At 57.0% G+C, this 21,319-nt stretch carries 19 protein-coding genes; 15 read left to right on the forward strand and 4 right to left on the reverse strand.

Going from position 1 to position 21,319, the window contains the following annotated elements; all coding sequences use genetic code 11:
* Positions 1 to 32: 32 nt before the first annotated feature.
* Positions 33 to 737 carry a GntR family transcriptional regulator gene (locus LCM4576_RS30225; protein ID WP_083361571.1) on the reverse strand — a complete coding sequence of 235 codons (705 nt, stop codon included), beginning with the start codon at positions 735 to 737 and terminating at the stop codon, positions 33 to 35.
* Positions 738 to 862: 125 nt separating this feature from the next.
* On the opposite strand from LCM4576_RS30225, the gene LCM4576_RS30230 reads away from it, so the two are divergent.
* The 7 genes from LCM4576_RS30230 (at position 863) to LCM4576_RS30260 (ending at position 9,236) form a co-directional block, all read left to right on the forward strand.
* Positions 863 to 1,957 carry a GlxA family transcriptional regulator gene (locus tag LCM4576_RS30230; protein WP_071036058.1) on the forward strand — a complete coding sequence of 365 codons (1,095 nt, stop codon included), beginning with the start codon at positions 863 to 865 and terminating at the stop codon, positions 1,955 to 1,957.
* A 53-nt stretch (positions 1,958 to 2,010) separates the two neighbouring features.
* Positions 2,011 to 2,976: a LysR substrate-binding domain-containing protein gene (locus LCM4576_RS30235; RefSeq protein ID WP_071036059.1), complete on the forward strand. Its 966-nt coding sequence runs from the start codon at positions 2,011 to 2,013 to the stop codon at positions 2,974 to 2,976.
* Between the two features lie 261 nt (positions 2,977 to 3,237).
* Positions 3,238 to 4,221 (forward strand): proline/glycine betaine ABC transporter permease, encoded by a 984-nt coding sequence (locus LCM4576_RS30240; RefSeq protein WP_071036060.1) that lies wholly within the window; start codon positions 3,238 to 3,240, stop codon positions 4,219 to 4,221.
* Positions 4,222 to 4,237: 16 nt separating this feature from the next.
* On the forward strand, positions 4,238 to 5,263 hold the full coding sequence (gene proX, locus LCM4576_RS30245) for a glycine betaine/L-proline ABC transporter substrate-binding protein ProX (protein ID WP_071036061.1): 1,026 nt from the start codon (positions 4,238 to 4,240) through the stop codon (positions 5,261 to 5,263).
* Positions 5,264 to 5,332: 69 nt separating this feature from the next.
* Positions 5,333 to 6,382 carry a glycine betaine/L-proline ABC transporter ATP-binding protein gene (locus LCM4576_RS30250; RefSeq protein ID WP_071036062.1) on the forward strand — a complete coding sequence of 350 codons (1,050 nt, stop codon included), beginning with the start codon at positions 5,333 to 5,335 and terminating at the stop codon, positions 6,380 to 6,382.
* 110 nt (positions 6,383 to 6,492) lie between these two features.
* On the forward strand, positions 6,493 to 8,013 hold the full coding sequence (locus LCM4576_RS30255; protein ID WP_071036063.1) for a trimethylamine methyltransferase family protein: 1,521 nt from the start codon (positions 6,493 to 6,495) through the stop codon (positions 8,011 to 8,013).
* A 167-nt stretch (positions 8,014 to 8,180) separates the two neighbouring features.
* Positions 8,181 to 9,236 carry a GlxA family transcriptional regulator gene (locus tag LCM4576_RS30260; RefSeq protein WP_083361572.1) on the forward strand — a complete coding sequence of 352 codons (1,056 nt, stop codon included), beginning with the start codon at positions 8,181 to 8,183 and terminating at the stop codon, positions 9,234 to 9,236.
* A 411-nt stretch (positions 9,237 to 9,647) separates the two neighbouring features.
* Here LCM4576_RS30260 and LCM4576_RS30265 read toward each other — a convergent pair whose 3' ends face one another.
* Genes LCM4576_RS30265 through LCM4576_RS30275 form a run of 3 tightly spaced genes read right to left on the reverse strand, consistent with a single transcriptional unit; the run spans position 9,648 to position 13,291 of the window.
* Positions 9,648 to 11,705, reverse strand: a complete 2,058-nt coding sequence (locus LCM4576_RS30265; protein WP_071036065.1) for a hydantoinase/oxoprolinase family protein — start codon at positions 11,703 to 11,705, stop codon at positions 9,648 to 9,650.
* Positions 11,706 to 11,707: 2 nt separating this feature from the next.
* Entirely contained in the window at positions 11,708 to 12,517 is an 810-nt protein-coding gene (locus LCM4576_RS30270) for an SDR family NAD(P)-dependent oxidoreductase (protein WP_071036066.1), read from the reverse strand.
* 12 nt (positions 12,518 to 12,529) lie between these two features.
* Positions 12,530 to 13,291: an SDR family NAD(P)-dependent oxidoreductase gene (locus tag LCM4576_RS30275; RefSeq protein ID WP_071036067.1), complete on the reverse strand. Its 762-nt coding sequence runs from the start codon at positions 13,289 to 13,291 to the stop codon at positions 12,530 to 12,532.
* A gap of 339 nt (positions 13,292 to 13,630) precedes the next feature.
* On the opposite strand from LCM4576_RS30275, the gene LCM4576_RS30280 reads away from it, so the two are divergent.
* The 8 genes from LCM4576_RS30280 to LCM4576_RS30315 all read left to right on the forward strand — a co-directional run.
* A complete protein-coding gene (locus LCM4576_RS30280) occupies positions 13,631 to 13,813 on the forward strand; it encodes a 4-oxalocrotonate tautomerase family protein (protein WP_071036068.1) in 183 nt (60 codons plus the stop codon).
* A 30-nt stretch (positions 13,814 to 13,843) separates the two neighbouring features.
* Positions 13,844 to 15,091, forward strand: a complete 1,248-nt coding sequence (locus LCM4576_RS30285) for a Xaa-Pro peptidase family protein (RefSeq protein WP_071036069.1) — start codon at positions 13,844 to 13,846, stop codon at positions 15,089 to 15,091.
* A gap of 28 nt (positions 15,092 to 15,119) precedes the next feature.
* Complete coding sequence (locus LCM4576_RS30290; RefSeq protein ID WP_071036070.1) at positions 15,120 to 15,497, forward strand: response regulator; 378 nt, start codon at positions 15,120 to 15,122, stop codon at positions 15,495 to 15,497.
* Between the two features lie 505 nt (positions 15,498 to 16,002).
* A complete protein-coding gene (proX, locus tag LCM4576_RS30295) occupies positions 16,003 to 17,010 on the forward strand; it encodes a glycine betaine/L-proline ABC transporter substrate-binding protein ProX (protein WP_071036071.1) in 1,008 nt (335 codons plus the stop codon).
* Positions 17,011 to 17,337: 327 nt separating this feature from the next.
* On the forward strand, positions 17,338 to 18,453 hold the full coding sequence (locus LCM4576_RS30300; protein WP_071036072.1) for a mandelate racemase/muconate lactonizing enzyme family protein: 1,116 nt from the start codon (positions 17,338 to 17,340) through the stop codon (positions 18,451 to 18,453).
* Between the two features lie 169 nt (positions 18,454 to 18,622).
* On the forward strand, positions 18,623 to 19,582 hold the full coding sequence (locus LCM4576_RS30305; RefSeq protein ID WP_071036073.1) for a LysR substrate-binding domain-containing protein: 960 nt from the start codon (positions 18,623 to 18,625) through the stop codon (positions 19,580 to 19,582).
* A gap of 182 nt (positions 19,583 to 19,764) precedes the next feature.
* The gene (locus LCM4576_RS30310) at positions 19,765 to 20,607 is read left to right on the forward strand and encodes a 3-methyl-2-oxobutanoate hydroxymethyltransferase (RefSeq protein ID WP_071036074.1); all 843 of its coding nucleotides are present in this window, start codon (positions 19,765 to 19,767) and stop codon (positions 20,605 to 20,607) included.
* Positions 20,608 to 20,617: 10 nt separating this feature from the next.
* Positions 20,618 to 21,319 (forward strand): sterol desaturase family protein (locus tag LCM4576_RS30315; RefSeq protein ID WP_071036076.1); only part of this gene is annotated, 702 nt, incomplete at its 3' end.

The raw sequence follows: 21,319 nt of genomic DNA on the forward strand, positions 1-21,319 counted from the left end.
TTCTCCCTGTTCCCACTGACACTGACGGTAATCTAACCTTCCAGTTCACCCTGCATCCCGCTGGGCACTGCGTAGAGCGCGACATCGCTGCGGAAGACTTCAAGATGAGCACGCACGACCTCGCCGGCGCGCTCCGCATCCCGTCCCTCGATGGCATCGATCATCTGATCGTRCTGGAGTGCTGCGGTCTCCTGATCTTTTTCGATCCGCGGCCCACCATTCTGCCGGTAAAAGATTCTGCCGATGCGTGCATGATCGATGAGCAGCTTCTTGAGGCTCGGCAGGAGATAGGGATTATGCGYCATCCTCCCTATGTTCAGGTGGAACTGGTGATTGAAAATCACCMTGCTCTCGACGTCACCATCTGCAATTGATTGCCGGAATTTGCGCTGGGTATGTTTGAGTAGCGCGAGGTCTCCGGGATTGTGGTTCAATGCAGCGAGTTTCGTYGTTCCGACATAGATCATGGGKGCGACGATCAGGAAGTTGCGCAAGGTCTGGTAGGACATGACGGACACGCGGGCAGCCCGGTTGGCCTCGAGGTCGACATAGCCTTCGCCTGCCATCTGACGCATGAGTWCMCGAACCRGTGGGCGCGAGAGGCCAAACTCCTCGCTCAATGCAACCTCGTCCAAAACTGCTCCAGGCTCGAGCTGCATGGTCAGAATGCGGTGCACGAGGGTTTCCGCAAGAACACTTTTGCGGTCGGTGGAAGTCGGATGCTCATCGAGGCTCATTGCACGTCCCTTTTTGATAGACATATTGTAGACAAAGAATGTGAGTCAAGATAGGAATACGATATTGCGTAAGTGGCTGCCCGGTCCCCAACCTAAGCAGCCATCCGGTCGGAGCATCGATTTTGTTGAATTCAGCGCCACGTGGCAGGCCAGCGTCCGCGGTCCAACTAAAGGTCGGCTTCATCTTAGCCCGCTCGTTTACCCTGACAGCATTTGCTTTGTTYGTTGATACGCTTCGCCTGGCGAGCGATGAGACCGACAGATCAGGCAGGGTCAAAGCCGATTGGGAGGTCTTGTCCGAAACCCGGCATTTCGTGAGTTCAAGCTGCGGCGTGCAGGTATCGCCGACATCATCRCTCCGTGATCCAGTGGAGTTCGACTACATAGTCGTCGTCGGAGGGCGGTTGTCGGACCGACAGGCAGTCGACAGTCGCACGATCCGGTATCTTCAAGACGCAGCCTCTGCCGGCGTGTGCCTAATTGGAGTTTGCACCGGAACGTTTATCTTAGCGGAAGCTGGTCTCATGACCACGCATGAGACATGTGTAAGCTGGCTTCATTACGTCGATTYCCGAGAGCGGTTCCCTGGGCTCCAGGTCCAAGCCGACAGGATTTATACCCTGGACGTCACGCGGGGATCGTGCGCCGGCGGCAGCAGCACATGCGACCTGGCTGCGGCACTGGTTCGAAAGCACATCGGGGAGGCTGCCGAGCGAAATGCGCTTGAGGTTTTGCAGATTGACAGAGTCCGGAGCGCGCAATGGGTGCAGCCGCGTAGACCGCTAGAGCTTGAAATCCAGAATCCAAAGCTTCGTGCTGCACTTATCCTGATGGAGCAAAACGTCGAGAACGTTTTGTCRATTTCGAGACTGGCMGCTGCATTAGGGATTTCCAGGCGACAACTCGAACGTCTGTGTTTTGCGGAGATGCAAAGTTCACCCGCCCTTGTTTACAGACGCATACGGCTTGAACGTGCCAAGCAGTTACTCCGGACCGGCAATGCCCCCTTGATCGATGTCGCTGTTGCTGCAGGGTTCGAAAATGCTTCACACTTTGGCAGGGTCTTTCGGAACGAATATGGCCAACCACCATCTGTTTGGAGGCRGAAGGAGGGGAACGACCAACCCACCACTGACGTTAAGTCTGCACGAAATGAGCAGCTGAGGCGCAGGCTTCAAAGTGTTGGTCGGAAAGAGACAAATTGGCGCCACGCTGTATGATAGGCTCCCGTGCGGTTTTGTGGCCCGCGGACCTTGGTTGGGTATGAAAATCCATGTCTAACTATCGACGGCTTCCGCTTAGCGCGCTACGCGCTTTCGAGGCTGCGGCTCGTCATCTTAGCTTCACCAAAGCCGCAAATGAGCTCTCAGTCACTCAAGCGGCAGTGAGCCGCCATATCCTCACCCTTGAGGATCACCTGGACATCCAGCTCTTCAACCGCGGCAACCAAAAGGTATCCTTGTCCCCTGCTGGCGAGGAACTCTTTGAAGCTGCGACGCTCAGTCTCGCGCATATAGCTGCGGCCTTCGATAGTGTGAAGAGGAGGGAAAGGGCGCGCCGGCTAACCGTCGGGATGCCAATGTCGTTCGCCACACTTTTTATGAGCCATCGCATCGGTGATTTCGTGGCGAACAACCCAGACGTTGACCTTCACTTGGTTTCGCTCGAGCGAAGCCCGTCGCCAGCTACGGATGGCTTCGATGTCTCAGTCGTCATGGGTTATTTGGCGCGGCCCGGTTTCACTGCCACGGAGCTTTTCGCGGAGGAAGTTTTTCCTGTCTGCAGTAAATCGTACCAGCCCAACGCGCCTATCGTGACTCCTGATGATCTGGTCAACGAGGTCCTGCTTGTCATGGATGATCAGCATTGGTCCGCCTATCCTTGGTCGCCCTTCGATTGGGTGCATTGGCTTGGCCAGTTCGGCGTCTCATCCGATTTCAAACGCGTCATCACATTCAACAACTATCCAACGATGATGCAGGCTGTAATCAGAGGCCATGGAATTGGGTTAGGTTGGCGCCATCTGGTAAATGATTTTCTGAATGAAGGCTCTCTGATCCGGCCTCTGGCGGAAAGCTGCCTTACAGGAAGGAAACATCATCTGGTCATACCGGATACAGCGATTGAGCGGCAAGACGTCCAAATCTTTCGCAACTGGCTCATGACCCAGGTGGTCGATCTCAACCCTTCCCCTTCGTCAACGGAAGGGGATATCGAGACAACCCAGCCAGGACAATAACAGGGAAACGGGCCGCTGATTTGCGCGATAACATTTAGTCGTAAGGCGCATGAGTTTTTATACCGTTGTACCGAAACGGGCCCGCCGTTAGCGTTTCGACGAGAAGAGGGAATACCCTCATGCTGGGCTGAGGGCCCCGTGTAACATGGGAGCCACATCGACGCGATTGACGGCGGCCTGACGGCGCGACCATTTCGTCGCGCGTACGCGCTCGCAACGATAAGTCGTCTGGTAACAGCCCCCTCTTTGAAAGGACGATCGGTGAAGCCTGAAGATATTCTGAACCCGTTCAAAAGCTGGCGGCTGCCGTTCGACCAGTGGGTCAGCGACGGCTTGGGTTGGATCGTGGAGAACTACCGGCCGTTTTTTCAGAGCGTGAAGTGRCCAATCGATCAGCTTTTGGTCACACTTGGGGCGGTTCTGAACGGTATTCCGCCTACCATTACGATTATCATCGTTGGCCTTCTCGCTTGGCAGCTTTCCGGCTGGCGGCTGGCCGTTCAGACGGCGGGCTTGCTGGTCGTGATCGGTCTCCTCGGCATCTGGGGAGAAACAATGACCACGCTCTCTCTTGTTTTTACGGCGGTTCTTTTCTGCACGATCGTCGGCATCCCGTTGGGCGTGCTTACAGCCCGAAGCGCTCGAGTTGCCGCAATATGCAGGCCGATACTCGACACAATGCAGACCATCCCATCTTTCGTTTATCTGGTCCCGGTGGTCATGCTGTTTGGTATCGGYAACGTCCCAGGAGTGATTGTAACCATCGTTTTTGYCTTACCACCGATAATAAGGCTGACTACGCTAGGCATCCAACAAGTCTCAGAGGAAGTGGTAGAGGCGATGCGTGCCTTCGGCGCCTCCGATCGCCAGCTCCTCTTTAAGGCTCAGCTTCCGCTAGCGTTGCCGAGCATCTTGGCTGGTGTCAATCAGACTCTGATGATGGCCCTGGCGATGGTTGTGGTCGCTTCGATGATAGCCGTCGGTGGGTTAGGACAGTTGGTTTTGCGCGGCATCGGCCGGTTGGATGTCGGCCAAGCTGCAACCGGCGGCGTTGGGATCGTTCTTCTGGCAATCATATTGGATCGTCTGACCCAATCGGCAATGACGAGCAGCAGGCAATTCGCCCACGTCCCTTGGTACAACCGGGGCCCAGCTGGGGTCGTAGCAGGAGTGCTCAGAACCCTCGCTCACCGTCCGGCAAGCCGCGAACCAGTGCGAGGCGACCGGGAACAACTGTCAAATTAAAGGAGGGGAGAACCCAATGATACATGACCTAAAAATAGTTAACCGGCCATTCGCTTTCGCCATGACAGTCTTGGGCAGCTTGATAATCGCTCCCGGTTATGCCTGCGCAGAAGACTTGCCGGGCAAAGGCGTCACGGTGAAGCCGATGTATAATGGAATCGCCGAGGAGCTGTTCGAATCATACGTGGTGAAACTGGGCCTGGAAGAGCTGGGATATACAGTCCAAGAACCAGCGCAGGCTCAGGTAGCGGTTGCACATGTCGCTGTGGCTAACGGTGACGCCGATTATTACACGCCCCATTGGTATCCCTTGCATATTGCGTTTGCCGAGCAAGCTGGCGGGGATACAAAGGCGCGTCGGGTCGGAACGCTCGCCAAAAATTCTATTCAGGGCTATTCGATTGATAAAGCTACGGCCGATAAATACGGAATTAAAAGTATCGATCAATTGAAAGATCCAAAAGTTTCCAAGCTTTTCGACATCGACGGAGACGGCAAGGCAGACCTTTACGGTTGTGAGCCTGGGTGGGGATGTGAACGCATTATCGAGCATCACCTGGATGCATACGGACTAAGGGACACGGTGACGCACAATCAAGGCGAGTATTTCGTTTTGATCGCAGATGCTATCCAGCGCGTCAAAGAAGGCAAACCAGTGTTGTACTATGGTTGGACCCCAACCTGGATCAACGRCATTCTCCGCCACGGAGAAAACGTATCATGGCTCACGGTACCCTTCACAGCCTTGCCCGATGAACAGGCTGGTGCTGACACCACAGTCCCCGGGATCGGGAATCTCGGCTTCACCRTAAACACTCACCACGTATTCGCCAACGTGGAGTTTCTTGAGAAGAATCCAGTCGCCACTAAGTGGTTTGAGCAAGTTCAAATTCCGATCGAGGACATCGACAGCGAGAACCTGCTGATCCACGAAGGYCAGAAGTCTAACGAAGACATTCGCAGGCATGCTGAAGATTGGAAGAAGGCACATCTCGCCGAATGGAACAAATGGATCGCTCAGGCCAAAATGGCTAGCAAGTAGCCATCAAATCTGAAACTCGTCGGGCGGCCAACGCTGCGCGACGTTGCAAATGAAACTCGGAGACGGATTTTGACTGCTCATGCAATTGAGTTCAGGGATGTGTGGAAGGTCTTCGGATCGACCGCAAAATATGATTTAGGCCGCATCCAGAGAGATTATCTGTCAAAGGACGCACTCCTTGAACAGCACGGCTGCGTGGTTGCGGTCGCCGGTGTTTCCTTTAACGTCGAGGCGGGGCAGATCTTCTGCGTTATGGGTCTGTCCGGAAGTGGCAAGTCGACGTTGGTCCGTCATGTCAACCGGCTAATCAAGCCCAGCGCTGGCCAGATTATCGTAGGCGGCGAGGACATCAATCTGAAATCCGACGCTGAGATGCGCCAGTTGCGGGCTCGATCGATTGGCATGGTGTTCCAGAACGTGGCGCTGCTACCCCATCGCACAGTGCGGGACAATGTCGCGTTAAGTCTGGAGTTGCGCGGCGTTCCAAGGCGCCGGCGATATGAAGTCGCCGAGGAAAAGCTCGAACTCGTGCAGCTCGCAGGTTGGGGTGACCGTTACCCGGACGAATTGTCGGGGGGGATGAAGCAGAGAATTGGCTTGGCCCGTGCGCTTGYGGCCGACCCCGCCATATTGCTGATGGACGAGCCTTTCTCGGCACTCGATCCACTCATCCGCCGAGAGCTCCAAGACCAATTCAAGGAGCTTTCCAGCAAGCTTCGCAAAACAACATTGTTCATCACACATGACCTGGACGAGGCAGTGCGCCTTGGTCACAAGATTGGAGTTATGAAAGACGGCAAAATGCTGCAAATCGGTTCAGCGGACGAGATCATTGGAAACCCGCAGGATCCATATGTAGAAAAGTTTGTCCAGGGAAGCAGCCGCCTTAAGCTGCTCACGGCTGCGTCGGTGATTTCACCCCTCAGCAACTTTGCTGGCACCGATGGCTTTGTGCTCGCTGATGCTCCAAGGGTAGGATTTGACTTCGGACTAGAATATCTTGTGGCTTTGTCCAACAAATATGGCAATAAACCCCTGGTTGTTATCGATGAAACCGGCGCCGACGTGGGCGTAGTCACTGCATCCTCTCTGCTGAAGGGCATTGAGGACCGGCTTTAAGGCCCGAACACTCACTCATCATAACTTTGTTTCATGACGCAGATGACTATTTCTTGTTAGTCATCTACGTCGTGGATAGCTACATTCAAAAATAAACTGAGGATTGAGCTATGTCTGCACGACCCGGTGGGCGGGACGCCCGACAGAGAATGCGTTCGGAGCGGGCGGTGACGTACATGCCCCCGATGGATCGCGGCCTGCCATACATGGATTTGCTAAGCGCAGACGAATTGGAGCGTCTTCACAATTATTCCATGCAGATTCTTGAGGAGATTGGCATTGAATTTCGTGACGATGAGGCCATTGCGCTCTGGCAGGCCGCCGGCGCGAATGTCACCGGGCAGCGTGTTAGGCTCGACCGTCACCTTTTGCTTGAACTTGTGGCGAAAGCCCCTGAGACGATCACGGTCCACGCCCGCAATCCGGCAAAAACAGTCAGCCTAGGCGGTCGAAGGACGATATTCACTCCCGCGTATGGGTCGCCCAATGTGCTGGATTTGGAAGGCAAACGCCGAAACTCGACAATCGCAGACTTCGTGAACTTTGCGAAGCTCGCCTATCAGGCGCCGGCGATGCATATGACGGGCGGAGTTCTTTGCGAGCCAATGGACGTCGCCGTCCCAAAGCRCCATCTTCATATGAACTATAGTCTGATCAAATATTCCGACAAAGCATTTATGGGCGCCGTTACCTCGCGCGAGAGGGCTGAGGACACTGTCGCCATGGCCAAAATTGTTTTCGGCGACGAGTTCGTGCATAACAACACTGTCACCGTATCGATTGCAAATTGTAACTCACCGTTGGTGTGGGATTCGACGATGCTTGACGCGGTTAAGGTCTATGCCGCGAGCAACCAGGCGATTCTATTCACACCATTTGTCCTTGCGGGTGCCAGCACCCCAGCAAGTACGCTCGCGGCGGTGGCGCAGCTGAACGCCGAGGCGCTGGCCGGCGTTGCATTCTCCCAAGTGGTCCGACCGGGAGCACCGGCCATATATGGACAGTGGCTGGCTACGGTTTCGATGAAAACCGGCGCACCCATGGCTGGAACCCCGGAAATCGATCACATGAACATGTTGGTCGGACAACTGGCGAGACGCTACAAGCTCCCTTGGCGGTGCAGTGGCATGTGCACGAGTTCTAAGCTCGTCGATGCCCAGGCGGGGTATGAGGCAGCCCGCAACATGTATGGCGTCCTGATGGCTGGCGCGAACTTTGTACTATCCACCACAGGTTATCTCGAAGGCGCCCTGACCCAAAGCTACAGCAAGTTCATGCTCGACGCAGAGCAGATGGTCATGTTTCATAAGCTGGGCCAAKGCTTGGTGAAAAGCGAGCTCGATGAGACACTCGATGCGGTGCGACAGAGCGAACCAGGCGGTCATTACTTGGGGACGGCCCACACGCTAAAGAACTTCGAGCAGGCGTTTTTCGTACCCGATCTCATGGACCACGACAGCTTCGAGCAATGGTCGTTCGGCGGAGCTAGAGACGCCGACACTCGCGGACGCGATGCGGCGGCAAAGGCGCTGAAAGAATATCAAGCCCCACTCCTTGACGAAGCGATTGATGAAGCCCTGTTGGATTTCATGAAGCGCAGAGAACTTCAGATCGGCGACGCAGTCCTCTAACCGGCATGAAGAGAGAGTAGGACCAGAGCCCGCGCACCATAGGCGCTGCGGTTTCGAGCGCGGCTGCGCAGCCGGCGGCGCAATCGAGGCGCCTGAGTTAGCCGGGCTGGCATAAGGGAGTCCGGACCAAAACCGGCCCCCCATCCGAAAGGTATGGAAGCAAGCTGATGAACGCACCTCCCAACATGAAAGCTATGAAGGCCCTGTCTACGCTGGACAGCCACGTGCACGGCGGACAGCCCATTGAACTAGTTATCCTGCTGGTGCCTGGGTTCTCGCAACTCGCACTCCACGCGTTTATCGAACCCTTCCGGATTGCAAACATGCTTTCGAAACTTGTTCTGTTTCGATGGCGTATAGCGGGACTGGATGGACGGCCGGTCGTGGGGGCGAGCGGGCTTTCTGTGGGAGTCGATATGACCGTCGATGACCTCGATCTTTGTACCGGCGGTAAACCTCCACACCACATGGCCATCATCGCTGGGGAACCTGTCGGCGGGGGGCTGCCGCCCCAGATCACCCAAGTCCTTCGTACATTCRCACGCCGCGGTACTCCGATCGCAGCGCTTGGCACAGCAACCTGGCTTATGGCGCAAGCAGGTTTGCTGGCAGGTACGCGTTGCACGATTCATTGGTCGAAACTGGCCGCGTTCTCGGAGTTGTTCCAACAAGCGCAAGCCCAGGACGCGCTGTTCGTAAAAGACGGACAGTTTGCGACCTGCGCGGGGGAGTTGGCAGCCTTCGATCTCGCTGTAGATCTAATTGCGGGCCATGTCAGCGGAGCGATTGCCCGAGAGGTCTGTCGCTTCGCTACCGTGGACGGACAACGGTCGGGTTCAAATCGTCAGACGGGACCGACCGGCCTTGCATTCGTCGGCGCAAGCGACAAGCTTCTTATGGCAATGCGAATAATGGAAGATTACGTAGAAAACCCTTTGAGCATGAAAGATGTCGCACGACGGGTTGGCATTTCACGACGCCAATTGGAACGGTTATTTGCAACTCACGTCCACATGCCTCCGGTGCGCCATTATCTGCGTGTGCGTGTGGAGCACGCCAAACGACTGATCGAAGGCACGAGCTTGCCCATCATTGATATCGCAATAGCGTGCGGTTTCATTTCTGCTTCGCACTTTGCCAAGACTTTTAGAACATTCCATGGCGTTTCACCTCAGCAATGTCGTATCGAGTTGCCTGCGTGGGTTGGGCCCGGCCTCGGCTGACATAGCCGGTCTACGACCGCCGCCCAGCATCTGAGGGGCTATGAACCCTTCGATTTCGCGATGCCTCGCGAGCGACAACCAGGCCAAACTCACGCTCGCAAGGGTGGTCTATCGACAGCTACGCGACGATCTTCTGCGCGGCGATTAGCGACCGAGGGCAAATTGCGGTCGAGTGCGTGGTTTCTCCCTACCGGGCCGGCGGGTCGCTCATCCGAGACTCTCAACCGATTCGTCCGAAGGTCTCGTCGCCGCTCACGATCAGCGCAACTTTGATCATGCCAGTTGGCGCTGAAGAGCTTGAGGAATTACCCGCACGCGATCCTCGATGGAGGAACTGGCGCTTCGTGAAGCGATCGTCAACCGAACCGTCAAATGGGAAGAGCAATTGATTTTGCCCCATACGGTGGCCGGCTATGCGGCAATCCGCGGCCGCCCCGACGCCACCGCCACCACATGCGCCTCGATGAACATGCGCTGGCCCTCGATGGTCGAGACCTTGAACTCGGTGGCGACGTCGATCTCGGCGCTGTCGGTGCCGGCGTCCCTGGCGCGGTCGGCGACGATGGCGCGGACATCGGCCTCTGCCGCGGCGATCGCCGCCGCCTCGTCGGTGAAGTCGCGCACCGTTTGCCCCGAGGCCAGGCGGAAGAGCCCTTCCCTCGGCTGGCTGACGCGGGCTTCGGCCGAGACGCRCACCTGGCCGACCACTGCGCCCAGCGCATTGGCTACATCGGTGTCCTCCGGCACCACGCAGCCATTGYCGATCAGCGGCGGCAGGCCCGCATAGTGCAGCGGCGCCGAGGCTCCAAGGCCAATGACCGGACGGTCGAGCGCGACGCTGAAGCGGGCGATGCCGGGATGCGCATCGACCGCGCGCTGCACCAGCGCGTGCGCGACGRTTGCCGCGCCATCCAGCCCGTCCTCGGCGAAGGCGGTTTCGAGAATATATTCGGCCGACCAGCGGGTCAGCGTGGCGAGCACGCGCTCGGCGATCGCTTCCGGCGTCGCCGCGATCGTCTGGCCGCGGCCGTCGCGGCGGCGGGCGAACAGCTCGGCGCCGAGGCGGGCGGCGGCGGAGTCCCAGTTGGCCTGCTTGCCCAGGACATGGGCAGCGTCCGAAGGCGTGAAGCCGCAGATATGCACGAGCCCCCGCGCCACCAGCCGGTTCAGCGTGGCGTTCTGGGCGTTGGAAGTGAGCAGGCGATCGAGCGGCAGCGGGGCAGCGCCGATCRCTTCATAGAGCTTCGCTTCCGGTCCGGTGAGGCCGGCGGCTAGCCTGTCCGGCACGCCGGTGCGCACGGCGAAGCGCCCGTCCATGCGGCCGGGATTCGGCGCGCGCAGCTGCCGTTCCAGCTCGGCAGTCACCGCCTCGCCATGCACCATGCCGGCGAGCGCCAGCGGCACCAGGCGGCGCGGACCGAGCAGGATTTTCGGGGTGAGCGCGCCCTCCTCCAGCGCCACCTCCGAATCGCCGCCGAGGCCGAAGGTGCGCATGGCCACCGCCTCCACCATGGTGCGGTAGCCGCCGACGGTGGTGCCTTCCGGGTCGAGGCGCGGCCGGCCGCCATCGAGCACGGCGACATCCGTTGTGGTGCCGCCGATGTCCGACACCATGGCGTCGTCGAGCCCGGCCATGTGGCGGGCGCCGACAAGGCTGGCGGCCGGGCCGGAGAGGATCGTCTCGATCGGCCRCTGGCGGGCGAAGGCGGCGGAGACCAGCGCGCCGTCGCCGCGCACCACCATCAGCGGCGCGGCGATGCCGCGCCTGGCCAGAAAGCCTTCGGTCGCCGCCACCAGCAGGTCGATCATCGAGATCAGGCGGGCGTTGAGCAGCGTGGTCAGCGCCCGGCGCGAACCGCCGAGCTTGGCCGAAAGCTCATGGCTGGCGGTGACCGGCAGGCCGGTCCTTTCGCGGATCAGGTCGCGGGCCGCCAGCTCATGCGCCGGATTGCGGGTGGCGAAATAGGCGCAGACGGCGAAACCCGACACCGAACGCCCAAGCTCCGGCAGCGCCGCCTCGAGGCCGGAGAGATCGAGCTTGGCGGCATTGCCGTGCACATCATGGCCGCCGGGACAGAACACGACCGGGTCGGTGCCTAAAGCCGTCTTCAGCCCATCGCGGGCAAGGTCGGCCTCGGAAAAGCCGATCATGACCAGCGCCACGCGACCGCCCTGGCCCTCGACCAGCGCATTGGTAGCCAAAGTCGTCGACATCGAGACCAGCTTGATCGCCGCCGGATCAGTGCCGCCCTTCTCCAGCACAGCATCCACCGCGCCGGAAATGCCGACGGCGAGATCATRTCGGGTGGTGAGCGCCTTGGCCTTGGCCAGYACCTTGCCTTTCGGGCCGCCTTCCTCCGACCACAGCACCGCATCGGTGTAGGTGCCGCCAGTGTCAATGCCCAGAAATGYGGTTGCCGACCGCCTTTGATGCGGGCTGCTTAAACTGACGCAAGCCGTTGCTAACACCGTTAGCCCTGAGCTTTAGTCAGCTTGGCCCGGTATTCCTCGTCCAAGATTGCAGGCAAAGAGATTTTCTTGGTGCGCGCGCCGTCGACCGAGATCATTTCACCACTAACAAAAGTGGAATCGTCACTGGCCAGCCATAAAACAGCATTTGCGATTTCGGTGGGCGCGCCAATTCTTCCTACCGGATGGAGCTGCCCCAATTCTCGCTCTATCAGTGTTCGGTCCGGATGCATCTCGACGTATGCGCGATTCAGATCAGTGWCGATCCAGCCCGGGCAGACGGTGTTGCAACGAATTCCATCCGGACCGAGATCTACCGAAAGTCCTAGCGTCAGTCCATGAACACCGGCTTTCGATGCCGCATAGGCAGTGTGCCACGGGTTGACCATATAGCCCTCGACCGAACCGATATTGACGATCGTTCCCCCGCCCTGACGTCTCATTTCAGGGACCACATATTTAGCCATCAGGAAGGGCCCGCGTAGATTAACCRCCATTAGCCTGTCCCATTCTTCGGCGGTCTGATCATCAATGGTTTTGTGCATGACCAGACCGGCGTTATTGACCAAGATATCAACCCGGCCGAACTTCTGGAGGACCTCATCGACGAATGTCCTGATCGACACCTCTTTCGTGACGTCAAGCGTGAGAGCTGTTATTTCTCCCCCGCCATGGGCTTTGGAGGAATCATCATTCCGGAGATCTCCGATAACAACGATGGCCCCTTCGTCGGCAAGCTTGTCCGCGATTGCGCGACCGATTCCTTGATTGCCGCCTGTGACGATGGCAACCTTGCCCGACACCCTATTCACCARAACGTCCTCCTATCCTGCTGTGAAGCCGCCATCGATGGGAATWGCGACGCCTGTGATGTGTCTGGCGCCGTCACTCGCGAGGAACAGCGTGAGGTTTGCGATTTCATTGGGCGTTGCCACCCGACCCTGGGGTATAGAAGCTATGTTCCTTTGCAGAATTTCTTCCGCGGTGACGGCCTTATGATGGGCCGAAACCAACATCGGAGTGTCGACTGCGCCAGGACAAACTGCGTTGATTGTGATTTGCTCCTTGGCATGGTCAAGGGCCATCGCTTGGGTCATCAGAACGACCGCCCCTTTAGAAGCACAATAGGCAACAAGCCCCGGGCAACCGACTAAGCCTACGTTTGAGGCGATGTTAACTATGCTCCCGCCCCCCGTCGTGCGCATGGATCTAACGGCAGCGCGGCTGAAATAGAACAATCCGTCGACATTCGCTTCGAAAGTCTGTCTCCAATCCGCATCGCTAGTGTCGACCGCATTACCGCGCCGAATGATGCCTGCGCTGTTGACCAGTACGTCGACCTTGCCAAAGCGCTCAACACAGGAACTGACGACCTGATCAGCGAATGACGAGTCAGTCACATCACCGAGGACCAATTGAGCAGTACAATCAAATTTCTCGACATGCTCCAAAGCCCGCTGGCCACGGTCRCGGTCGCGGCCGACCAGGACTAGAGTGGCTTCCTCTTTGGCAAAAGCTTCGGAAATCGCTTCCCCGATTCCGGAGGTTGCGCCCGTGATGATCACAACTTTCTTGGATTGAGTCATATGACAATAGCCCACGGAAATGATCGAACCTGGCGGAGATGTCGCCCCCAGATTTGGTGATCTACGGCTCGAACGCCTTCCTTCGCAAGGGTCCAAAAAGTCATGGGCCTAACAAGCTAAAGTCATGACTGAAGGCAGCCGCCGAACGTCTCCTTACGCTAAGTCATTACCCCTGGTTATCCCGGCCGGCAGTAAAACTCATTTGAATGGCGAGCAGCCGCTGCCTATAGCTCGCTGTCGAGGCGATCTGTGGGCCGCATGTCCTGCTGGAGGTGCTTCCGTGAAGTTCCGCGCCCACAGTAATGATCAATCCGTGCGCAGCAAACGAAGGGATACGTTATGCCGGTTATTCACATCGAGACGTTCAAGGCCGATGACGACAAAAAAGCGGAAATTGCGGCCGAGATTACCAAGCTGTTCTGCGAAAAGTCGAATCTCAAACCGGAACAGGTCCATGTCGTTTTCGATGAATACGCTCCGAACAATTGGGCGACGGGCGGCAAACTTTGGTCGCGGATGTAAGACGCAGAGCTCGAGCTAAACGAGGAAGCCATGAGCGATTTCAAACTGGCCTCGGCAGATCCCGAGGGATTCCTGCTTCGAGACAACTGGAGCGATCTTCGACAGTTTCGGCAAATGCCTGAAATCGACTTTCAAAGGCTTGATAGGTACCGCAAAGAACGAGTCAGAGCCGCCATGCGAGCCGCGGACGTTGCCGTGTGCGTTCTGGTGAGCCCGATCTCCCTGCGTTACGCGGTCGACTACAATGTTTATCCTCTTTTCCAATCTCATATCCCCGTCACCTACCTCTTCATGCCGGTGGACGGGCCGATCGTTTTGCATGCCGGACTTGGAACTGAAAGCTCTGCCGACGCATTCCGGCCCGGACGTCCGATCTCATTTTTTGAAGGCGGCGGCGAGCTGACGGAAAATGCCCGACTGTTCGCAGACGATATCGTCCAGTTCCTGAACGAAATCGGATCTACCAGCCGAAGGGTAGCAATAGAATATGTCAATCCAAGCATTACGTTGGCGCTGCTGCAGCGCGGTATCGAGGTCATCGATGCCGTCGACATTGCCGAAGGTGCGCGCGTTATCAAATCGGCTGATGAGATCGAGTGTATTCGGTGGGCATGTGCGGTTGCAGAACACGGCATTGCCCGCATGCAGGCGAGCATGGCGCCGGGCGTTACCGAGGTGCAACTCTGGGGAATTCTCAATTATACCAACCTCTCAAATTTGGGAGGCTGGCATGAGGGACGGATGCTCGCTTCCGGACCGCGTATTAACCCATGGCTTCAGGAGGCAACACAGCGAGCCATCGAGCCTGGCGATCTGGTGGGCTTCGATACAGATATGGTCGGCCCGTTCGGCTACTTCTGCGATATTTCCCGGACGTTCTACTATGGCAAAGAGCGCCCTACCGCCCGGCAGCGCCAACTTTACCGGTACRCATATGATGAGTTGCACACCAATATGCAGCTGGTACGCCCCGGCGTCACGATGAAGGAACTGCAGACGCTAGCTTGGCCGGTGCCGGAAGAATTTCATCAGCAAGCCTACCCGAGCCTGATGCACGGGGTTGGAATGTGCGACGAGTATCCGCAGGTCAAACCAATATTCAGAGGTCCTGTCGCCTTCGACGCCACCCTCGAAGCTGGCATGGTCGTCTGCGTAGAGTCCTATATCGGCGCTGTCGGCGAGCGCGACGGGGTGAAGCTCGAGGAACAAGTCTTGGTCACTCCCAATGGTTATGAGCTGCTCTCCAGCTATCCCTTCGAAAGCCGCCTCCTGGACTAGGCCTCGCGCAATCTCTCCGGACCATCAAATGGCTGGTCAAGCCCTTCACAAATCCCGCATCCTGATAGCAGAGGATGACTACCGACTGTCTCTGAGAATAAGTGTCGCCCTCAACGACATAGGAGCGAATTGCATCTATCCGGCTGATACAATTGAGGACGCGCTTGACCATGTGATGTCCTCGTCGAGGATAGATGCGGCCGTGATCAGCGTCAGTCTGCAGGGGGAAACAACATTTGCGGCAGCCGAGCACCTGGTTAGGCGCAAGATTCCGTTTGTCTTTCTGACGCACCTGGAGACGTACGCGATCCCCCAGGAGTTCGACGGCGTCGAGCGCTTCGAAAAGCCAATCGACATCGATCGTCTTGTTGTTCGTATCGCTTCGCTATTAACCGCAGGGGAATAGGTTCCCTGTCAGAGATTTAGTGGTTGGTGTCCGCACCGAGGGCTGTCTGTATCGTGCGCGGCCGAAGGTCTCGCCCGAGCAAGCACGCCAGTTCTCCGCGCTGATCGCTCTTAGCCTTACTCTGTTAGAGGCTCCGCTGCCGGCAAGTGCCAGCCGTTTCGGGAAAGTCGGTCGAAGGGTCCAGACCATGTGTTAATCGAGCATCCGTGCTGACCTGGGTAGCCGCTCTGCCGGCCCCGCAGACGAGCCGGGTCGCGTGGATGCACTCTCACTAGCGGATTTTTTGCGACGCTTCTCACCGGCCCAGCCTTCCGGGGCGACTCACCTGATAACATTTAATCGTGCGGCACATGACTTTTTATACCGTTGTCGTGTGAGCAACCGGCCGCTAGCGTTCTAACGCTATCAAACTGCGAGGTTCGTCGGACGTTGGAGGCGTCGCGTCCGACAGCAGTCAAAAATGGAACTCGTAGAAATAAGAACCAATTGAACAGGGAGGAGAACTATGCGCGTACTCACAAACAGGATGTCCTTTGGCGCGATTATACTAGCGTGCACCATTGGCGCCGCGGAATCAGCTGACAAGCTTCCAGGAGCCGGCATTTCAGTGCAGCCCGCTGATCAGAACTACGCTGACGAATGGTTTGAGAGAGACTTGGTCAGCCTGGGACTGGAGGACCTTGGGTATAACGTCAAGCAATCTGCTTCCATGCAGTTCCAAGCGGCCATACTTGCTGTCGGAACGGGGGACGCAACTTTTTACGCTACGTATGACGACCCGCTGCATAAATCGGTCTGGGAGAAGGCGGGCGGACCGGCCAAGCTCGAGCCAGTCGGGACGATAGCCGAAAACTTCCTCCAGGGCTACCTGATCGATAAGAAGACCGCCGACGCCTACCACATCAAGACAATCAACCAATTTAAGGACCCTAAGATCGCAAAACTGTTCGACAACGACGGTGACGGCAAGGCAGAACTGTATGGATGCCAAACCGGATGGGGATGCGAGAGAGTTATAGAGCATCAACTCGACGCATATGGTCTCCGAGATACCGTTCAGCACCTTCAGGGTAGCTACGAAGCGATCATAGCCGACGCCGTCGAGCGAATTAAAGCCGGTACGCCGACGCTATACTATTCTTGGAGTCCGATGTGGCTGACGACTGTGCTTACCCCTGGCAAGAACGTTGTTTGGCTGACAGTGGATCATACGGACCTGCCCAAAGAACTTGAGGGCGCGCAAACGGTCGTCCCAGGACTCGGCAACCTAGGTTTCACGTTTTTCTCTGAACGCGTGCTCGCAAATAAGGAGTTTTTGGATAAAAATCCGGCGGCGCGAAAGTGGTTCGAATTRCTGAAAATCCCGCAAAACGACATCAGCGCAAACAGCTTACAGATACACGAAGGGCACGGAAGCGCGGAAGACATTCTCAAGCGGGCGGAAGATTGGCGGAACAATCACCGCGCTCAATGGGACGCCTGGATTGCCGAAGCGAAGGCAGCCGCAAATTAACGCCTTACAGCCCGGCACGTCCGGGCTGCTACTTTGAATGAATGTCGCAAGGAAGGCGAGTTCCTCGTATCGCAAAGATGGCAGACCGGCTTGAACCAACTTCGGTGAGGGAAGAGATTCGGGCGCTCATCCAGGCTTTTATAGTGTGCCTCATCTTCCTCCTTGCGGTGCTTACATTGAAATTTGGAATCGCCTTGTAARCCTTCGGCTAAACGCCTGCTGCATCGCTAAGTCGTTACGCCTCGAGCCGGATTGGGTCGCCAGGGCGGAGCCTCAGCGTCCGCTAGCGATTTCCGGAAGCGGCCATCTGCAGAAAAGGAAGACACCGTGTCCGACTGCGCCATCAAGAGCATCGATGTTTTCAAGGTAGATCTTCGTTATGAGGGCGGAATTTATCGTTTGTCCGGTGGGCGAGAGTACAGCGTCTTCGATGCCACGATCGTCCGCGTCACGACGAAGGATGGCCTTGAGGGTTGGGGAGAAAGCACACCTTGGGGCTCCAATTATGTCGCGTCCCATGCGTTAGGCGTCCGATCAGGTATTGCTGAGATGGCACCACAGTTGATTGGTCTAGACCCCCGACGAGTGGACCGGACGTATGACGCCATGGATGCAGCGCTGTTGGGGCACGAGCATGCCAAGACCGCAATTGACGTCGCCTGCTGGGACATCTTTGGTAAATCGGTGGGTCTGCCCGTGTGCGAWTTATTGGGGGGACGCACCAACGTCAAGATGCCAGTTATTTCGTCGATCCATATGGATGATCCGGAACAGATGCGCCGGAGCGTCGCTGAGCATCGTGCCATGGGGTATCGAGGGCATTCAGTCAAGATTGGCGGGGAGCCCGCTGAGGACACTGCAAGAATTGCGGCTGCGCTGGCAGATCAGAAGCCGGGAGAGTTCTTTATCGTTGACGCAAACGGGGGACTGACTGTCGAGACCGCTTTGCGTATGCTTCGGCTTCTCCCGCATGGCCTCGACTTTGTTCTTGAGACGCCGTGCGCAACGTGGCGGGAATGCGTTTCCCTGCGCAGAAGGACCAATATCCCTATCTTCTTTGACGAACTGGCAACCAATGATGCTTCAATTGCTCAGCTGATAGCTGATGATGCGACGGACGGAATAGGCCTGAAGATTTCCAAGAATGGCGGGCTTACGAAGGGCCGTCGCCACCGCGATATCTGTATTGCGGCCGGCTACACGATGAGCGTCCAAGAGACCGCGGGCTCCGATATTGCCTTCGCCGCCATCGTACATATGGGCCAGACTGTACCGGAGAGATACCTTCGCTGCGTGCTTGAAAGTCGCGGCGTTTTGTCGGGCAAAACTGCTGACGGACCGTACGACGTCGTTGACGGACGCATTGTCGCACCAGACCTACCMGGCCTTGGCATCACGCCTCGCCTCGACTTCTTAGGCGATCCAGTTGCGAGTTACTCCTAGGCAAACATGTCGTTTCCAAGTCCTAGGGGTCCTTGCACAAAGAGGGTTGGTGCTTCACCCGAAACCGTTCGATTTCTCGAACTCTCACGGCAACGATTTTGGTTAGCATTGTTGGCCATCGCAGGATGCCATAGAACGATAAACCACAGTCAGTTGCGGTGTCATAGGAATGCGATCCAAAGCGCTGTACCAGAACATACAGAGGTTACTGCCGACTTTCGAGGCAGCCGCCCGCCGGGGTAGCTTTACTTTGGCGGGCGAGGAAGTGGGTCTATCGCAAAGCTCGGTTAGCAAACAGATTGGTCAACTCGAAGGCAGGCTTGGGCAGCCGCTCTTCGCTAGGACGCATAAGAAAATTGCGCTGACGCCGGCTGGCGACCGGCTTTTAAGGGCCTACTCCGTGGCGTCCTCTCAAATCATCGATGCCCTTGAGGATCTGATCCAGGAGCGATCCCGACAGCAAATCGTCCTTTCGACATCATCGGCCAACGCGACCTTCATGTTACTGCCACGGGTCGCCGAGGTCAGGGAATGTTTTGGCGGAGCGGAGATCTTTGTCGTCACCGCGGACCCACAGGGAATAGAACCTACCGGGCAGGTGGATTTGCTTTTCACCTTCGGTGAGCCCGATTTTCCAGGCCTTACGATCCGACCACTATTTCAAGACATCATGACGCCGGTGTGCTCTCCGGAATTTCTGGAGATGCATGGTCCCATTCTCGAAGTTCTTGACCTGGGAAATTGTGAACTCCTCTACATGCAGGCCCAACATCCGTCTTGGGTTGGCTGGCGGCAGTGGTTGCGCGAGTTCTCCTTAGAGCCGCCTAGGAACCAGCGCACAATGGGATTCAATAACTACTACAACGTCATCCAGGCCTGCCTCGCAGGCCAGGGGGTGGCTTTGGGCTACCTCCGAGTGCTTGGCGACCTGCTTGATTCCGGACGTCTCGTAACCCCGCTCACCGAATACCTGGAGACAGAAGATAGATATCACATCGCCTGGCCTTCAGGACGACCCCCGAGCTTTCCAATCGAGCCATTTGAGCAATGGCTGACCCGCCGGTACGGCGGCCCAATCGATAGTTTTTTCCCTCGCTCCTCGGACAAGCAGCATTCATTGCTAGGCTGAAGGCAGGCAAAATTCCTGTACCAGCTGGCCCGGTTGTCGGCGCATTGGCTCGCGGCTCGGCAGTGTTGCATTCGCACAGGGAATGCAATGCTCGCCTAACTTTCATTTGATTTCCGGCTGTCTCGGCAACATTTTTTAGGCGTGACGTCGTCAGCCTCCCCGCACCTCCAAGAAAGATGCCAATGCGTAACATATTCACTTTTGGTCATCGGCCGGCACGCCGTAACTGGACCGTTGCCGATTTGCGCGCCAACAAGGGAAAAGTGCAGCTAACCGAAGTGACGGTCTCAAGCCGCGAACAGGCTGAGCGAGCATTCGCCGCTGGGATCGACACGTTAATGACGCGATCGCAATACCTGAAAGAAGTGAGGGAAGGCGCGCCGACCTCGTTCGTCACAGCAGCGCTTATGCTTGTGGATCATCCGACCGAAAAAGATGTCCTTGAAGGCGCGATGCGTGCAATGGATGAGGGTGCCGACGCATTGTATACGAGTCGCAGTCTCGCCACCATAAGAATGCTCGCCGATCTTGACTTCCCAGTCATGGGACATGTCGGGCTCATCCCGCCATACAGCACCTGGATAGGCGGGTTGCGGGCTTATGGAACCACCGCCTCTGAGGCCATGAAGCTTGTTGAGCGATTCCGCGCAATGGAGGCCGCAGGCGCTTTCGCGGTGGAGGTTGAACTGGTACCTCAAGAAGTGCTTGAAGCCATAAACAAGCAAACCAGCCTGGTCACATTCTCAATCGGATCGGGCTCTGGCGGAGACGTCACCTTTCTATTCTCGGAAGACATTTGCGGCGAGACCAAGAACCCACCTCGCCACGCGTTCGCCTATGGCAACGTCTTGCAGTTGCAGGAGCAGATGCAGCGCGAGCGAATTCAAGCACTGACCGCCTTCCACTCGGCTGTGCGTGATGGGTCGTTTCCCTACCGCGAAGTTACAATTTCAATGAAACCCCACGAGTTGGAAGCGTTCCAGACGCAGCTTAGGGAAGCAGCGCCATTGGGCGTGCAAGCGTAGGATGACGCAAATGACAACGGATACCACAAAATCGGAAGTCACCCTTCCGACTAAGCAAACCTGGAACTACATGCCGAATCTGCCGCTTGAGGACCGCTCCATCTTCAACTTCAGGCGCGGGCCATTTGAGGGGCTCAAGCTAATCTGGAACTCGTGGCTGCCGATTTCAGACCGGCTAATCGTCGTCGGCGTGTCTTTCCTGACCTGGTACTACCTCTCGCCCACGCTCGAGACCGCGCGGACATTGAGCTTGGACTGGATTGCAGCAATCTATCTGCGCAATCTTGCCATGATCGTCCTTCTTGCCGGTGGAATGCACCTGTACCTGTACACCTTCAACATGCAGGGTGATCGTCTGCGATATGACGCCCGGCCTTTTCATAAAAATAATGCGCTGTTCACCTTCAACAGCCAGTTCCTCGACAACGTGTTCTGGTCAGTGGCGAGCGGGGTTACGATCTGGACCGCTTACGAAGTTATAGGTCTCTGGTGCTATGCCAACGGCTATTTGCCGATGCTGACCTTTGCATCGCATCCCGTTTGGTTTATTCTTTGGTTTGTTTTCCTCCCGCTTTATGGAGTTTTCCATTTCTATTGGATTCATCGCTTTCTGCATTGGGGTCCGCTCTACAACCACTTTCACTCGGTGCATCATCGTAACGTCAACGTGGGACCGTGGTCGGGCATGTCCATGCATCCCATAGAACACCTG

Source organism: Mesorhizobium sp. LCM 4576 (assembly GCF_001854815.1).
GTDB lineage: Bacteria > Pseudomonadota > Alphaproteobacteria > Rhizobiales > Rhizobiaceae > Mesorhizobium > Mesorhizobium plurifarium.

Bases quoted from the DNA above. Each gene is read 5' to 3' on its own strand.
- LCM4576_RS30235 (WP_071036059.1), top strand. From the start codon at position 2,011: ATGTCTAACTATCGACGGCTTCCGCTTAGCGCGCTACGCGCTTTCGAG.
- LCM4576_RS30280 (WP_071036068.1), top strand. From the start codon at position 13,631: ATGCCGGTTATTCACATCGAGACGTTCAAGGCCGATGACGACAAAAAA.
- LCM4576_RS30290 (WP_071036070.1), top strand. From the start codon at position 15,120: ATGGCTGGTCAAGCCCTTCACAAATCCCGCATCCTGATAGCAGAGGAT.
- LCM4576_RS30305 (WP_071036073.1), top strand. From the start codon at position 18,623: ATGCGATCCAAAGCGCTGTACCAGAACATACAGAGGTTACTGCCGACT.
- LCM4576_RS30310 (WP_071036074.1), top strand. From the start codon at position 19,765: ATGCGTAACATATTCACTTTTGGTCATCGGCCGGCACGCCGTAACTGG.